This is a genomic window from Pedobacter sp. KH_004 (assembly GCF_057840755.1).
The window spans coordinates 1,639,136-1,655,127 of the sequence record NZ_CM174519.1; the positions used below are offsets into that span (position 1 = coordinate 1,639,136).

Genomic DNA, 15,992 nt, shown 5'->3' on the forward strand with positions numbered 1-15,992 from the left:
TGATAGGGAGATGTTATTTGCTGTGCTGCCTTAGACAGATGTTGCTTTAAACCAATTGATATGCCCATTTTCAAAACACATAGTTAGCTCCATAGAATACTCAAAAGTTTGCATTTGCGCATCAGTTTTATCTATTTTTTATTAAAGAGACATCGTCTATCAAGCAGCTTGCATCAACCATTCCCTCGGCCAAAAAGCCAATTTCTATCTTACCATTGGCGATATCAATGCTTTCAAGCATAATAGTGTTCCAATCATTGCTTTCTTTTTCAAAATGGCGACTGAGCTTTTTCCCTCTGCTTACAGCATACATTTCCAGATTCTTAAATCTGCCACTGTTTTTTACTTTTGCGGTTAATTTATAGTACCCGTCAACCAATTGCACACGGGTAGTTGAGCTAATAATCTGACTAATTTTTCTCTCGAAATTTACTTTATCGCTAATATTTAAACTTTTCTCTCCAACAACAATTTTCCTTTCGGCTGTGCAGTTAAAATGATTTAACGTCGGTGAGGTTAAACTATCCAGGCTAATTTGATTGCCTTTAATGACAGATGTTTTCCAACCTGTTAACTGCATTTGAACTGGCTTTACCACACTTGGAATCCGCTTTCTATCTGCTTCAAAGCTACCATTTTTAACAAAGTCATTATCGTCAGCAACTTGCCAGGCGCCTGTTTTAATATTGAGATTCCATGAGTTCAGCGAATTGAAATATGGTATTTTTCCTTCAAAAGACAGTGGACACCATTGATTATAACCCAATCCATTTCCAGCGAAATCAGCCCAGCGATCACCACAAAAAATAACAGTTTCTGCTTTTGAACCTTTAACGTTAACGAAGAAACCTGTTTGTGAAATGTGAGCATAATCATCAGCGCTTCCGTTCGTAACCAGCATTTTGTTGGTAGGTAAATACGGTCCACTGATGTTATCGGCCACTAGATAGTAAGCCAGCGAGCCATCCCACCCATAAATATTTGAGGCATACATGTAATATTTCCCTCCATATTTGAACATGCAATTGCCCTCACGGCTCTCGCCCTTGAAAATTTCTACACAATCAAGCAGGTTTACTTTGCCGTTTTTTACTCCGATTTCTGAAAGATAAATTTTATTGCGACCGCGACCATAAGAATAAACCAGATATGATTTTCCAGTATCCTCATCCGTAAAAACAGTTTGATCGCCAGTATTGCTGGTTCCAATCATTGGCTCCATGTTTATTCGTTGATGCCAGGTAAAGGCACCGTTCGGAGTATCAGCAGTAGTAATGAGTACCTGATTACCATGCTGAACAAACATGGCGTATTTTTTTAGTGCTGCAATATAGGCCACACCCAATCTACCAACCCAGGTTTTAGGCACTCTGCTTATTTCATCTTTGGTTAGCACGTTACCTTCGCTGGTCCAGTTCACCAAATCAGTAGAACTATAGCAAGTAACGGATTCGAATGTTGCATTTGGATAGGTAACTGATGGATTGTTTAGGTAAAGTTCGGCTTCAGCATATTTGACTCCATACCAGAAATATTTTTTAACACCAGATGTCGGATCGGTAAACTGAAAAATACCACCACCTTGGCTATAAATTGGCTTGCCATCTTTCGTTTTCCAAAAATTATCATTTTTGATGTTTGCAAACTGTGCTTGTAGATTCTCCACAGCAGTAAGCAAAAGCAAAAATGTAAGGATTAGAACAGGTAATTTGAAACGATTTTTTATTTTTATTTTGCTCATTTAATTTTCAAGTGACTTTATTTTTTAGTGCTAGAATTTCGATACGCTGGGCTACTGCGGCAAACTCATTGTGTCAGGTATACACCTCGCAATTTCTCTTCTATTTAGCTCCGTAGATTTCGGTTTCGATAATGCTTAAACCTCCCTTTGATTTTGTTTCAGCCCGCTCGATGCCGTCATCAAGCTTTTTGCCATTCACTTCAACGCCGATTTTTTCGCTCTCTGCTGTCTCTTTTCCCGAACCGAGCAACTGAATAGTTACCGTTTTGCCTGTTGTTGGCTTACACACTGCGGTAAAATAGCCCAAACTTGGAATGGTATTGCCTTTGAAAACCTCTTTGTCATCCACCAAAATTCTTATCGGATACGCTTTAGTTCTAAAACCATTTACTTTCAATTCAACTTCTGTAACCCTTGTTTCTTTAGCCAAATTGTATTTGATCCAGGCGGTGTTTAAATTACCATCGTTTACCCAGTCGCTGAGCTCATTATCATCATAACTTAGCTTAGCATTTTCTGTATTAGCGCCAGCAGAAGCTGATAAAATGGCTACAGGTGTTCTACTCATCTGGTAACTTTGTGCTACGGGTGTTTCTCCACGCTGTAAGTTTGATTTTAATCCGTCAGCTGGAAATTGGACCGATAAACCACCAGTAACATTTACGGGAAGTGTTTCTAAGATAATAGTAGCGGATTTTAATCCATCAGCTTTGGCAGTAATATTGATTTTACCCGGCGTTGTGGTCGACCGAATTAATACCCTGTTTACGCCACCTTCTACCGGCAACTGTTTGGATAGTATATAGTTATCTTGTCCTTGCGCTAAACCACCACGCCACTCTGCCGGACCAGTTATTTCAAAATTAATTAAGTTCAATGCGATCGGGTTTCTATTTCCTTCGGCGTCTACAACCTCTACCTGAACAAGTGCTAAATCGGCACCATCTGCTTTAAATCCTGTGGGATGTTGTAGCTTGGTTAGTTTAATGGCAACAGGCGTTCCGGCGGTTTTAATTTGCTTTTCAGCTAGTTTAGCACCTTTATCGTCATAAGAAATTGCCTTTAAGCTTCCAGATTTGTAAGCAACATCTTTAAAAGTATACAAAAAGCCATCTCTTTTAGCTCCAAAACCCAATGATTTTCCGTTAACAAACAGTTCAGTTTTATCGCCTGCGGCGATGACATGAATATCCTTTTTAATTCCAGCTTTATAATTCCAGTGACCAATAATATGAATGCCTGTTTTCTTCGTATTTACCCAGCCATCCCAAATCACTTTGTGCGCAAAAAATCCATCTTTAGGGATTCTCATGGCATCTACTTCGCCACTTCGACGGTAATTTTCTTCTCCACGGTAATGGGTGTTAGAATCCGAAAAGATGATATTCACGCCTCCAGAACTTACCCTTTTTCCGGTCCCTGGTCTCTCTTTGTAATATTCATTCCATCTCACTACGTTCTCTATGGCGTGTGTATCCTGATTTCTATTATAAATGCTGGCATCCGCACCCTTATAAAGCGGACCCGCACCATCTTTATGAAAGGGAGGCGAAAACTCGTCCCAGTATTTTCTTAAACCTTCATCTCTGGAATATTCCATCGACCACAATGGTTTTGAAGCACTTTTATTGATGTACAGCATTTCCCCGCCATATTCTGCGGAAGGAATGTCAAGCATTTCTCTGGATCCGATCGCCCGGCCTCCGTTAGGGTCGTACTGATTTCGAATCGCCTTCATTTCATCCATGTGGGCGGCACTAATAGATTCATTGCCACATTCGTAGAACAGGATGCTTGGATTATTTCGATTGTAAATAATGGCATCTGTCATCACCGACTTTCGTTGATCCCACCGGGTTCCCGTTACATCTTTTTCTGCATCACCGGCAGGCATAGCTTGAATTAAACCTACCCGGTCGCAGGATTCGATATCTTGTTTCCATGGTGCAATATGCATCCATCTTACTAAATTGGCATTGCTTTCCACCATCAATTGATTGCTGTAATCACTCAACCAGGCGGGTACCGACAAACCAATGGCAGGCCATTCGTTGCTGGTGCGTTGTGCGTAACCCTTCATCATCAATACCCGATCATTGAGGTAAACCATACCATCTTTGAATTCAGCCTTTCTAAATCCGGTTTTCGTATTTAATTCATCAACCGTATTGCCGTTTATTTTAATTCGGGACGTAACCGTGTATAAATATCCATAGCCCCAACTCCAGAAATGCAATCCCTCAACCATTGCTTCTGCTTTTAGTATTTCGGTTGTTCCTGGCGCTAAGTTCTGAGCTGTGGATTGAAAAATTTTAATCACTTTACCTGATGCATCTTTAATTTGCATCTCATACTGCACCTCGCTTATTACTGAGGTTTCATTACGGACTTGCGATTCGGAAACAATTACTGCTTTTTTACCTGTGATATCAAAGTTTTTGGCATAAATATAGTTGCCCGTTGTTTTTAGTAAACCATTTAATGGCAAAGTTTGATAAATCTTTCCCGTGAGGTGCAGGCGAACATTTTTAGAGATTCCCCCGTAATTGGCATTGAAATTTTTATCACTCCATTGGTATCCCGAGTTTGTAGCCTTCTCCTTGTAATTCCAGGCATTATCAATTCTTACGGCAAGCACATTGTCTTTGTCTGGCTGAATTAAATCACTGATATCAAAGCCGAAAGCAGTTACCCCATTTTCATGCCGACCAATAAACACGCCATTTAAATAAAATTCTCCGGCCTGCCTGATTCCCTCAAATTCAAGGAAAATTTTATGGTCTTTCGAGCCCTCAACTTTGAAATGTTTTCTATACCAGGCGATGCCAGTAGAGAGCTGTTCGATAGATTTCTTAAATGCCTCATCTTCATTCCAGGCGTAGGGAAGGGTGATTGATTTCCAACTGTTGTCATCAAAGTCAACGTTTTTGGCATTATCCGGATCACCGACAAATAATTTCCATCCGGGATTAAAATTATAGGTTTTTCGTTGATTCTGTGCCTGAAGGCTGAAGGTAGAGAAGCTGAAAAATATAATGAGGTAGAAGTATTTCATGTGTTAGTGTTTTAGTTTCGCATAAAGTGGTACATCTCTGTCGCAAGTTATTTCACCATTTTCATATTTTAGTTCAGCCATTTGTATGGAGCTTCTTCTGGTGGTGTAATTATCTATGCCTTTGTTTTCAGGTCTTTTGCCGGGATGTGTGAAATAATAAACGTAAGCTTTTTCATTGTTAACCAGCACATCGCAATGACCGCCCATCACGCCATCATCTTCGCCTTTGCCTGGCGCTTGCAAAATGTTTTTTTCCTGCCTTTTCCAGGTTAGTAAATCAGTTGAGGAATAGACACCGAGGCCTTTCCAGTTGTCAACAATCATCCAATAGGTATTTTTCCAGTAGAAAACCTTTGGCCCTTCGCATCCTTTATCACCAACAATTCTTTTCCCGCTATCAACCCAATGGTAAAGGTCTTTGCTATCAGCGTAGAAGATCGATTTGCCTGCCACTTCATTATTGTAATACATCCGCCAACCCTGATTATTGGGCAACTTAAATACGCAGGCATCTATGCAACGATCGGAGGCCAAAGACAGTTTAGATTCGAATTTCCAGTTGATTAAGTTTTTACTGGTTAAATGAATAATATACCGTGGATGGCGCCAGTCTTGAAAAACTCCCGGTACGTAGGTGAGGTACATGTGATAGGTGCCTTTGTTTTCTATCACCTCTGGCGCCCAGTGGGTGTAATCCGTTAGGCGATATTGGATGTCGCAAGTGTCGCGGTATTTCCATTTTATACCATCTTTTGATTCGGCGATGCCAATTCTCGTTCCATGTACCCAGCTTACCCCATCAAGGTTTTTTGCATTAGCCCGCCTATTGGTGTAAAACATGAACCATTTTTTTTCTCCCTTATTCCAAATGACGACTGGATCTGCCGCTCCATCAAATATAGGATCTCTGAAAAGAGGTTTATTAATTAATGATGTGCCTTTTTGTTGTGCAAAACTGAATATGGAAACTAAAAGCAAGCAAGCGAAGATAATTTTTTTATAGATAAAGATTTTCATAAGATGTAATGCTTCAGCATGCCGCAACATGGTGTTGTCAACAATCTTAAGACTCAAATATTTGGTTAAATAGCTTACACGATTTTACGGTTTAAAAATTGGTATACCATCCTGTTCCATCCTGTTTAAAGTAGGTTCAAAAAGGATTCGGGAGACTAGACTTAAATTTCAATCGTTTGAAAAAATAGGTGTAATACGAACCCTCTCAAACGAAAAAGAGCAATTAACTCTAAGTTAATTGCTCTTGGAATTCAATATAGTGCTATTCTTACCAGCCTGGATTTTGTAGAGCCTGTTTTTGAGTTGGGCTCAATGCGCTTCCATTAGATTTAATCACATCAAGGAAAGATTGAGGGATTGGTCGAAGATAGTGTTTTCCATCTATCGGCTTCGCTTCTGCATTAAATGCTGCAGTTCGGGCAACAAGAGTTTTGGTCCTAGCTAAGTCTTCCCATCTTTGCAACTCGCCCATCAACTCGCGGGAACGCTCATTTAAAATGAATGCTGTAAACTTATCAGCCTGCGAAGCAGCACCGATCTTATCATAAAACTCTTTATTGGAGTTAAAGATATCACCATCGCTATTGAGGTGCATTGATGCTAAGGTGTTAGTAGTTGTTACTGCCAAGTTATTCGATTCGAAGTAGGTGTTTTTATCAGAGTATGACGACAGGGCAGTGGCATTGGTAACCGGGTTTGTTTTGTAAGAAATTCCGCCATCCAAATAGGTTTCTCTATTTTCTCCATCTTTGTAAGCGGCACGATCTCTAACTCTGTTTAAGTAAGGAATGGCTTGAGCGTACTGACCTAATCTGCCATATGCTTCGGCTGCTATGAGGTAGGTTTCTGCTAAACGGGCTAAAATTCCATCTCTCTGGCCAAATTGCGAGGCTACTAAGTTGCGAGAGCCATCCATAAATTTCGATAACGCAACAAACTGGCTAACGCCATAATTTCCGTGTGCGGCAAGGTAGCTTTGCGGTTGACCGGAAAAATATCTTACAAACATACTGGGTTTTCTACGACCAATATCTGTTGGAAGAGGATTTGCAGCATTCGCATCCAAAGCAGTGTAACGGGTATCGCCAGCATTATTTACAATGTACAATACCGCTTCTTCACCACCTACAAATTTGGCCTGACCAACTTGTGCCGGAGTAGGAGCATTAGCCGCAGTCCATTTAGGTGCACTTGCCGGATTATTTGAAACATAGCGGGTTTTAAAACTTTTCCAGAACCTGGAGTCGTTTACACGGTCGAATACATCTAAACCATAATCTGTTGATCTTAAACGCTGAAATTCACGACCACCTGCAAGATCACGCACCATACCGGGAAGGGTTTGGTAAACCGATGGATAATATAAATGGATTTGGTTGCCATAACGACCTTGAGTTGTGGTGTTATTGGAAAATTGAGCTGCTAAAATAATCTCTTTATTCGATTCGTTTGCTCCATCAACCGCAGTAAAGTTCCAAAGATCGCTGAAATTAGTGGCTAAAGTGTAGCCCCCGCTATTAATTACTAAATCAGCATATTTAACTGCGTTTTGTAAATCTGCAGTTTTAGTTTCGCCATTCCACTCATTGTTAATCTCGCTAGCACGAAACAGGTAGGCCTTTGCAAGGAAATGCGCTGCTGCCCATTTGGTAATTCTTCCAGGCTCTGCTGCTGTTGTAGGGAGTAAATCGTAAGCTTGCGTAAAGTCTTGAATTACTTGTGAATAAATCTCTTTTGCTGTACTTCTTGAAAACTCTTCCTGGATAGTTTCTGAAGGTTCGAGTTTTAAAGGAACGCCGCCAAACTGTTTAACTAACTTAAAGTAATCGAAAGCACGCATGAAGTAACCTTCACCTAAACGCACATTTTTATTTGCACCATCATAATATACCGGTACATTTTTAATGACAATGTTTGCCGAGTTGATGTTGCCATACATATTGTCCCAAACGGAGGCAATATCACCCGATAGAGAGTTGAAGTTTCCATCATAAGAATTAAACATTTGTTCGGTACGATCGCCGCCAACGGTAAATTCATCGACGCCGTAATTCGTGGTAGTATAAGCCCACGTGTAATTAAAGTGGAATTTTAGACTTTGATACATACCAATTACCAAACCATCCAAACCTAAGGTAGTTTGAAAATCGGAAGTGTTATGTGAATTAATTACTTCTTCATCTAAGAAGCTTTTTTTACAGGAGGTTGGAAGGATCATCAATGTACCCAACAACGCCATTCCTGATAGTATATTTATAAACTTTTTCATTTTCATTTTTCTTTGGCTAGAAGCTAGCGTTAATTCCAAATACAAAACCTCTGTTAAAAGTAGATCCACCTAAATCGGGATCGATCCAGCTAACATTTGAATAAATCAATCCTGGATTAATCACTTGTGCATAAAATCTCAAACGAGACAATGTTAGTTTCTTTGCGATGTCTGCAGCGAAATTGTAACCCAATGAGATGTTTCTTATTTTGACAAATGAAGCATCCTGGTAGTTCAAAGCACTGATGTATTGATCGCCACTTGCGCTAGCATAATTTGGAGCAGGATAAGCATTCGTAGGATTACTGGGTGTCCAATAATCAACCACACGCTGTGCAAAACGCCCTTGTAAAGGTTCTGCGCCTGTTTGGATTAAGAAATTGTAGCGAGCCACCATAAAAATTGATAAATCGAAACCTTTGTAAGCAAAAGTGTTTGTTAAACCACCTGTCCAGCTCGGATTGTAGTGGCCTAATACCTGGCGATCATTGTTGGCATCTATTTTATAATCGCCGTTTATATCCTTTACTTTAACGCTACCGGGAGCAAACCAACTGGTTTTTGCCGCAATATTTGCATTGAACTTGGCCATCTCTGCCATGTCTTCTGGTGTATTTTGCCAAATCCCTTCCTTCACATAATCGTAAGCCACACCATTTCTTTGACCAATGAAGAAACGATCGTTAACCATATCACCGTTGTCAAGTTTTACAATTTCATCCTTGCTCATGGAGAAGTTTAAAGTCGATTCCCATGTAAAATCATCGCTCTTGATGTTTATACTGTTGATAGTAAGGTCAAGTCCTTTGTTTTTTGTCGAACCCACGTTATCAAATGATGTGGTATAGCCGTTTACTGAAGCAATCTTTTTCAACAAAATTAAATCCGTTGTTTTCGATTTGTATAAATCCAATGAACCAGAGATTCTGCCTTTAATTAAATCGAAATCAAGACCTAAGTTATATTGTAATGTTTTTTCCCAGCTTAATAATTTGTTAGGGAGCGGGATAGGATTTGCTAGAGAGGCATCTGAAGATACATAACCAGTTTGCGGTGAAGTTCCGAAAGTGTAAGTTAGCGGTTGAAGCAAACCAAGTGTACTACCAATATCTACTGATGAGTTACCTGTGCTACCCACACCAAGTCTCAATTTTAACTGGTTAACCCATTTAACATCTTTCATGAAATCTTCTTGCTCTAACCTCCATGCCAACGCTGCAGAAGGGAAGAAATCCCATTTGTTACCTGCAGCTAACTGTGAGGCGCCATCCCAACGGGCAGAAGCCGTTAACAAATATTTACTGTTCCAGCTGTAGTTAGCCCTGGCCATATAAGAAACTAATGTTGACTTCCTTAAATTAGCATCAAACGCGTCTAAATTTGTAATGTTACCTGTATTTAAACCATACCAAAGTGAGTTTGGTAGTGAAATTTTGCTTCCCGTTAATGATGATGATTCTTCACGGTAAGATGATGAACTTTGTAATAAAGTAACGCCAAAATTGTGTTTATTAATGGTCTTATCATAGTATAGTAAATGATCAAGCGTATAAGCAAATCGGCTATTTTGATTTAATTGCGCATAATTATTAATTGATCCTGGTACCCCAGCATCGCGATTAACCGATTTCGCATCTTGATATCTTCCATTATAATAATTTGAGAAATCCGGACCGAAGTTGACACGGTATTTTAAATCTTTTAGAATATTTACTTCAGCAAATACAGAACCTAATGTGCGCAAGGTTTTGCGCAAGTTGATATTGTAGTCTGCTTCTAAAACCGGGTTTTGAATGTTTATATCGCCCCCAGGTAAGTTAATGCGGTTACCGTTAGCATCAAAGGGAATAGCTAAAGGAAGCATGCCACGTGCTGCAAAATAAATGCTGCTTGCTCCAGAAGCACTCGCCGCCTGGAAACCATAGTTTTGCAATCCATAGGTTGCCGTTAAGTTAGCACCCATTTTAAACCATTTTACCGGATTAATTTCTATGCTCAGCTTTCCGCTGTAACGTTCAAAATCCTGACCCAATTGAGTTCCTTCTTGGTTTAAATAACCGAATGAACCGTATGCCTTAATTTTATCAGTACCACCGCTCACACTCAATACATGATCTTGTGTTACGCCAGTTCTGGTTACCAAATCTCCCCAATTCGTTGTGGGTACTAAACTACCATCAAATACCCCATTAACCCAACCCTGATCTAGATTGGCCAGCATGTTTGGATCTTGTTTAAAAATCTCCCTATCTGCAGCTTGTGTAGCTACTACAGGATAATTATAAATAGGAGCAGTGTTGGTTCCGTTTATCGAATTGATATAGGCTGTTCTGCGGTAAGCATCGCGGCGAAACTCAATATATTGACCTGAGTTCATCATTTCTGCTCTGTCGTTTAATTTTTCGATCGTTGCTGTTCCGACGTAGTCCAAAGTCAATCGTCCTGCCTTACCTTTCTTAGTAGATACCAAAACGACACCATTAGCGCCTCGTGAGCCATAAATAGCTGTAGCAGACGCATCCTTAAGAATGTCGATTGTTTCAATGTCATTTGGGTTTATTGCCTCAATGCCACCAGCCTGCAATGGAATTCCATCAACTACGTATAGCGGAGCATTACTTGCCGTAAGTGATCGTACACCACGAATCAATATACTTCCCAATTGCCCTGGGCGTTCATTCGATGTAATATCAACGCCGGCTGCTTTACCCTGAATAGCCTGCAATGCATTGGTTACCGGTCTTGATCTAATTTGTTCTGCACCCACACTTACTACAGCTCCCGTTAAATCGCTTTTCTTAACGGTATTATACCCCACAATCACTACCTCATCAAGATCATTGATTGAACTTTTCAACTGGACAGTGATCGTTGTTCTTCCATTTACCGGAACATCCTGGCTTGCATACCCAATATAACTTACCTCTAAAACAGGGTTTGTAACCGTTGAAGGGATGTTGATTGAAAATGCACCGTTGGCATCTGTTGTGGTTGCCAGAGCTGTGCCCTTAATTTTAATACTAACGCCTACCAGGGTTTCGCCTTTGTCGTCAGTAATTTTTCCCTTTACAGTAATATCGAGTTTTTTACTGTTTTTTGCATGAACAATGCGCACAATTTCAGCGCCTGATGCCGCATTAACGGTGTTACTCATGAGCATAAACGACAATGCAGAAACACCTACAATCAGGATTTTTTTTCTGCTTGATACATTTAGCCGATGATTTGATTTTGATTGGAAATTCAAATTCATGGTAATGATTTTAATTAATATTTGGTTAATAAGCGATCAATGATTTGCGAAACGTCTTCCAGTAGTTTACCTTTCGGTAACACAGCGATCATAGTGGAAAAATAATAAGATTGCGGATTTACGGGCTGTAAGTTAGTCGTTGATACGGATATATATTTGGTTAAACTTATGCGATGTTAGCGGTTTTAAACAATTATTCCATCCTGTTCTATCCTGTAAGGAATGTTAATTTTTTTGGAAAATCAAGGGAATAGGAGTTGCTGAAAAACTTTCACGGATGGATTAGAAGTTTTTTCGAAGAACACTTTTAACCGCTGTAGATTTATCTGCAAGATTTTGCCTGAGATGCCTATGCTCACAACCAAGCGAAAATTTTTTCGGCCTGATCAGTTTGAAGGTGATTAAACAAAAAAAACTCACATTACTGTGAGGTTTTTCGTGATCCCTATAAGACTTTAACCTAGTTTAAAAATGAAAGTTTAAATCGTTTTATGGGTGGATTTCAAATTCGACTAACCAAATAGCTAAGCATTTGATTTCAATATTTTCTAAAATCTATAATTAGTAAGCTTGAATTAGAACATTTGCCGGGATGTGGAGTACATCAGTTAATTTTCGGATCATAGACAGGCTTAGTTTTCTTTTTCCCGATAGAACCTCTGATTTCCTTGAACGCGTACCTAATAAAGTGCTAAGTTCGTTTTCAGACAAGTTCATTTGTTCCATCCTGAACTTTATAGCTTCAATTGGATTAGGATAAGAAACAGGATAATGCACTAATTCATATTCCTTGATTAATAGGCTCAAAATTTCTAATTCATCAGAAATTAAAGAACCTTCGATGATATCAGTTTGCATCAACTCATACACATGAGCCAGAGCATTATCGTATTCTTCCTCAGTTTTAATTGGTTTTAACATAACTAATTGTTTTAGCATTTATTTTATCATACTGTTGATGCGAACCAAACCACACAACAAACACAATTTTTAATCTATACTCTATATCTACTACTAAGCGATAACTATTGCCGTGAATATTAAAAACAACTCTTTTTTCATTGAGAACAGAAGCATTTTTATATTGTGCTTTTAGCTCATTCGGATTATTCCATAATGCAGAAACCGCCTCTTCATGCCAGCTCAATAATGCCTGTTCTGCCTGATGGAATTCATCAATATAGTCCTTAAGGGTTTTTACGGCTATCACTCGCATATTTAACAAATATACTAATTTGTTCCCAAAAAGGGAACATAAGGTTAATTGATTTCTTTTTCAGATTTAAGTAGGTAAGCAAATAGCAATCTTGGAAATTAGATCATCACGATTCTAATATGATTGTGAACGCAGACATTCGTATTAAGTATAAAAGCTATTTTGGATCAAGCAAAAAAGTTGGGGAGTAATCTTAAGCATAAATTTTAGATAACCTGAATAGAAAGAATTTCACATTTCTCACACCTCTGAACTGTGCTCTAAAAGCCTTTATCTTTGCATTGAAAGATTCTGCCGAGGCATTGGTTGATCTGTTATCAAAGTAGTTTAGTATCGTTTCGTAGTTGTTCTGGATTGTTCTTGAAATTGTGTTAAACGATTTAAATCCAGCGGATTCTACTTGATTATACCAAATGGCCAGCTTTTTAAAAGCAATTATCCTGTCCTTGGATGTACTGAGTATAGTGGACAAGCCCTGACTCAGTTTATAGGCCTGTTCAAGATCAGGATACAAACCAAATAAAAGCTCAGCCCGATGTGATTGTGAAGGTGTCCAGTTGACCTCCCGCTTGAATAGCAGATATCTGCTTCTTGCCAGCAATTGTTTTACAGTGTCACCATTTTCCAGCAATTCCGGTACCCAGCGTTTTTTTACAGCCTTGGCCAGCTCCATTTCCTTATTTTCCTGTTCTATGGCCTCCCATCTGTGTCTTATCCTTATTTCCTGGACGCCTTCGGTAGCCAATTGCTGTACGTGAAAGCGATCAGAAACCAGTTTGGCCTGAGGGAAGCACCGTTTAACTATACGCGACATTGTTGGAGCAAGATCAAGAGTAACTTCTTTCACTTTTCTACGCAGGCCCACCTTGATCTGAGAGAGGACTTTGATTACAGATTCGCTTTCAGTTCCTTTAATAATGGCAACAAGGGCACCTTTTTTACCTTTTGCAGCCTTATTGGTCAGAACGGTATACAACTCTCCCTGGGACAGGCTGGTTTCATCTATGGAAAGATATTCTCCCATATTTTCAGGAAATAGAAGCCAGTCCCCAGCATGTTCCAACTGATCCCAAACGGTAAATCCACTCAGATGGCTAGCATACTGCTCCTCAAGACGTTTGCCGTCAACACCAAAGAAATGACCTAACGTTTTACAGCTTATTGGGCTTGAATCCAAATAGCTTTTCAAAAAAAAATGCAAACTCAGTAGTCATCTTGGTACCATCGGCAATCAGGTTCCAATCCCTGAAAACAATCTGTTTTGTATTGAGATTTTGCCACTTGCGCCGCTTTACCTTCAAAAAACAAGGTTTTCCACGCAAAGGAAAATCACGAACGGTGATTTCATCGAAAAAGCCCTTAGAAATCAACTTTTCACCTGAATACTCTTCGGGATGAATGTTTTTCTCTAAAAGATAAATATGGTAAGAGCCTTCAGAAAGTTCGAACTTATCAAGTTCAAAGTATTCAGTTAACCCTTCTGGTAGTATAAAAGATAATATTGAGCTGTCCAAAATAATAATGTTGAACAAAATTAAATAAACTTCTCAACTCCCCAACTTTTTTGCTTGATCCGCTATTTTGTGGATAAATTGATTTCAATTAGATTGAGTTAATTTTTATTCTCCTAAATATCTTCTAATGCAAAATGCCCCAATTTTCATTGAGGCATTTCGTGATCCCGCTGGGATTCGAACCCAGGACCACTACATTAAAAGTGTAATGCTCTACCAGCTGAGCTACGGAATCTTCTTTATTAAAAACGCTGTCCGTTTCCTTTAAAGTGATGCAAATATAGGGTTACCATATATCTCATGCAAATAAAAATATTGAAAAAGTGCTACTGTATTGATTTATAAGGCAATTAATTATTCGTGCTCACAATTTTGAACTAAAACCTCAATTTAAAATAGTAATAAATTAACCGTGATGGTCATTTTTAATAGTTTGGTTGTCAACCATCGGAATTTATTGGTTTATTTGACATAAAGGGTTATCTAACAGTTAGAAAAGAGACACTCAACAGAATCAATACTGAAAATCACGCAAACGTTTGAGTTGAAAAGTTATAGTTAAATTGCTTAGTTTGGTACTATTAACTAAACCAACCAACTTTAACAACTATAAAAAATGATCAATCCCTCTAAACCGCAAAAGAAAACGGCACTATTACCCATGATAATTTGTTGTGCCCTGTTTTTTATTTTTGGCTTTGTAACCTGGGCTAATGGAACTTTAATCCCATTTTTGAAATTAGCACTCAACCTAAAAACTGATTTACAGGCATTCTTTGTAACATTTGCATCCTACATCGCTTACTTTTTCCTAGCGTTACCAAGTTCATGGATTTTAAAAAAGATAGGCTTTAAAAATGGATTGGTATTGGGTATGGTAATTTTGGGAGTTGGTTCTTTAATATTTATCCCGGCTGCCGATAATAGAAGTTTTAGCCTGTTTTTAGCAGGAATATTTGTTCAAGGGTCTGCTATGGCACTCTTACAAACTGCTGTAAACCCTTATTTAAGTATTATTGGCCCCATTGATAGTGCAGCAGCTCGTATATCAATAGCAGGTTTATGTAACAAGGGCGCTGGTGTTATGGTACCCATTATTTTCGGTATTTTATTTCTAGACAATGCAAAGGAGGTTACCGCAAAATTAGAAACAACCATAGATGTAAATGCCAAGAATGCAATTTTAGATGAACTTCTACATCGGGTTCATACCCCTTACATTGTTTTAGCGGTGGTATTTGTGCTCTTCGCAATCCTTATTAAATTTGTGCATTTGCCTGAAATTAATGCAGAAGACGATGATCAGGTTTTAGTAAATGATGAGTCGCTGACGCCAATTGTTGCTAAAACAAGTATTTTCCAGTATCCACATTTATTTTTAGGCGCTTTGGCCATATTCAGTTGCGTAGCAGTAGAAGTGATGGCCGGCGATATAATAAATACCTACGGTCGTGAATTACATATCGACGCCGATTTGCTGCGTTTCTCAACTTCTTTTACTTTAATATGTATGCTTGTGGGTTACGTACTAGGAATTGCCACTATCCCTCGTTTTGTATCACAGCAAATGGCATTAAGAATTTGTGCGCTTTCGGGTGTGCTATTAACTATTGTCTCAGTTTTTACAACTGGATATGTTTCTTATTATTCCGTTGCTTTATTAGGATTGGCAAATTCTCTAATGTGGCCAGCTATTTTTCCGTTGGGAATTAAGGGGTTAGGTAAGTTTACCAAGACCGGATCGGCCATTATGATTATGGGAATTGCAGGTGGTGCAATTTGGCCTTTGGTTTATGGCTTTTTAAAAGACAAGTTGCATATCGACTTTCAACACGCATTTTTGTTTGCTATGCTTCCGGCATATCTGTACATTATATACTTTGCGATTAAAGGTCACAAGGTGGGGTTTAAACATAAGTAAGACTTA

Annotated in this window: 10 protein-coding genes and 1 tRNA gene; 1 reads left to right on the forward strand and 10 read right to left on the reverse strand. The window is 38.9% G+C overall.

Annotated elements, in window-relative coordinates; genetic code table 11:
• Positions 1–127 precede the first annotated feature (127 nt).
• From AC3ITD_RS06890 to AC3ITD_RS06935, 10 genes are all read right to left on the reverse strand, one after another.
• Complete coding sequence (locus AC3ITD_RS06890) at positions 128–1,741, reverse strand: family 43 glycosylhydrolase (RefSeq protein ID WP_489365220.1); 1,614 nt, start codon at positions 1,739–1,741, stop codon at positions 128–130.
• Between the two features lie 100 nt (positions 1,742–1,841).
• Positions 1,842–4,796 carry a glycoside hydrolase family 2 protein gene (locus tag AC3ITD_RS06895; RefSeq protein ID WP_489365222.1) on the reverse strand — a complete coding sequence of 985 codons (2,955 nt, stop codon included), beginning with the start codon at positions 4,794–4,796 and terminating at the stop codon, positions 1,842–1,844.
• A 3-nt stretch (positions 4,797–4,799) separates the two neighbouring features.
• Positions 4,800–5,813, reverse strand: a complete 1,014-nt coding sequence (locus AC3ITD_RS06900; protein WP_489365224.1) for a family 43 glycosylhydrolase — start codon at positions 5,811–5,813, stop codon at positions 4,800–4,802.
• Positions 5,814–6,081: 268 nt separating this feature from the next.
• Positions 6,082–8,082: a RagB/SusD family nutrient uptake outer membrane protein gene (locus AC3ITD_RS06905; RefSeq protein WP_489365226.1), complete on the reverse strand. Its 2,001-nt coding sequence runs from the start codon at positions 8,080–8,082 to the stop codon at positions 6,082–6,084.
• 16 nt (positions 8,083–8,098) lie between these two features.
• Complete coding sequence (locus AC3ITD_RS06910) at positions 8,099–11,335, reverse strand: SusC/RagA family TonB-linked outer membrane protein (RefSeq protein WP_489365228.1); 3,237 nt, start codon at positions 11,333–11,335, stop codon at positions 8,099–8,101.
• Between the two features lie 561 nt (positions 11,336–11,896).
• Entirely contained in the window at positions 11,897–12,256 is a 360-nt protein-coding gene (locus AC3ITD_RS06915) for a helix-turn-helix domain-containing protein (RefSeq protein ID WP_489365230.1), read from the reverse strand.
• The gene (locus tag AC3ITD_RS06920) at positions 12,240–12,551 is read right to left on the reverse strand and encodes a type II toxin-antitoxin system HigB family toxin (protein WP_489365232.1); all 312 of its coding nucleotides are present in this window, start codon (positions 12,549–12,551) and stop codon (positions 12,240–12,242) included. Before AC3ITD_RS06920 ends, AC3ITD_RS06915 begins: the two co-directional genes overlap by 17 nt.
• A 193-nt stretch (positions 12,552–12,744) precedes the next feature.
• Positions 12,745–13,728 (reverse strand): ISAon1 family transposase, encoded by a 984-nt coding sequence (locus tag AC3ITD_RS06925; protein WP_322975152.1) that lies wholly within the window; start codon positions 13,726–13,728, stop codon positions 12,745–12,747.
• On the reverse strand, positions 13,703–14,065 hold the full coding sequence (locus AC3ITD_RS06930) for an ISAon1 family transposase N-terminal region protein (protein ID WP_489364711.1): 363 nt from the start codon (positions 14,063–14,065) through the stop codon (positions 13,703–13,705). Before AC3ITD_RS06930 ends, AC3ITD_RS06925 begins: the two co-directional genes overlap by 26 nt.
• A gap of 162 nt (positions 14,066–14,227) precedes the next feature.
• Positions 14,228–14,300: transfer RNA gene (locus AC3ITD_RS06935), tRNA-Lys, on the reverse strand.
• 381 nt (positions 14,301–14,681) lie between these two features.
• Between AC3ITD_RS06935 and AC3ITD_RS06940 the strand changes: the two genes are divergently transcribed.
• Positions 14,682–15,986, forward strand: a complete 1,305-nt coding sequence (locus AC3ITD_RS06940) for a sugar MFS transporter (protein ID WP_489365234.1) — start codon at positions 14,682–14,684, stop codon at positions 15,984–15,986.
• Positions 15,987–15,992: the final 6 nt, after the last annotated feature.